The organism is Natrinema soli (assembly GCF_028618695.1).
In genome coordinates this window covers 1-1,218 of record NZ_JAQIVI010000588.1, presented here as the reverse complement: position 1 = coordinate 1,218, position 1,218 = coordinate 1, and the positions used below count along the sequence as shown (strand labels likewise).

The 1,218-nt window shown below is 66.3% G+C and carries 2 protein-coding genes; both read left to right on the top strand.

The features are described 5' to 3' along the window. Positions 1–264 (top strand): DUF892 family protein (locus tag PGX04_RS27140; RefSeq protein ID WP_273741334.1); only part of this gene is annotated, 264 nt, incomplete at its 5' end. 329 nt (positions 265–593) lie between these two features. Continuing rightward, a partial coding sequence (locus PGX04_RS27135; RefSeq protein WP_273741333.1) for a glutamate-cysteine ligase family protein occupies positions 594–1,218 on the top strand: 625 nt, incomplete at its 3' end.

Sequence of the window (1,218 nt, the reverse complement as noted above, 5' to 3'; positions counted from 1 at the left end):
TTCGCCGAGTCGCGACGGACCCGCACGACCGACGGCGAGTCACCGCCGGAATACGTCGACCTCGAAATCGGCCTCGCGGCGGAGCGCCTCGAGATCCGCTCCTACGAGGGGCTGCTCGCGCTCGCGGGCCGCCTCGCCTACGCGGACGACATCGTCGAACCGCTCGAGGAGATCCTCGAGGAGGAACGAACGACGCTCCGGCGACTCGAGGGCCTCGAGCGAGAGACGTCGATCGTCGACTCGCTGGAAACGAGCCGGCCGTAGTCCGGCGGTTCCCGCAGTGGTTGATTTCCGGTAACTGCCCTGCAACTGGTTGCGAACGATTACGGTCGCATCAGTGAGGACGGAATGACGAGTAGGGACACGTCGAACCCCGCGGACCTGGAACAGCGATCCCAGTGAAATAGCGGTGGCGGCTGCAGGGCGCGGTCACTTCCGCAAATCTGTCCAACTGGACCGATACGACCACCGAGGACGAGGCTCGGTTTTCGAGCCGGCCGACCGAACCGATCGAACCCGTCTAACAGAGTTGCGGCCGACTGAAACCGACGCCGTCAGCCCGGCCATCCGATGAGAACGCAGTCACCTCGAGCATGAACACGAGCATCGAAGTCGAGTACTGGGTCGTCGATAGCGACGGAAATCTCGCCGAGTCGGGGCCGCTCGCGGACGTGTCGACGCGGACCGAACGAGCGTCCGTCGAGCCGCTGCTCGAGGTGAAAACGCCGCCCTGCGAGACGGTCTCGGAGCTCCGAACGGCGCTCGTCACGGAACTCGAGGCCGTCCTCTCGAGAGCGGCGGCTCTGGACAAGCATCTCGTCCCGCTGGGGACGCCGATCAACGGCGACGAGATCGACCGCCGCCCCGGTGAGCGGGGTCGTATCCAGAACGAAGTGATCGGCGAGAACTTCGACTACGCGAAGTACTGCGCCGGGACCCACATCCACGTCGAGAAGCGGAACGTGACCGACCAGCTCAACGCGCTCATCGCCCTCGATCCGGCGCTCGCGCTGGTCAACTCGTCGCCGTACCATCGGGGGGAACGGATCGCCAACGGGGCCCGCGCCCACTGCGACCGGAAGCAGAGCTACAAGGCGTTCCCGAAACACGGCCAGCGCTGGCGCTACGTCGAGACCGTCGGCGAGTGGCACCGACGGCTCGAGCACTGTTACGAGGAGTTCGAAACGGCGGCCGTCGCGGCGGGCGTCGACGCGGCGG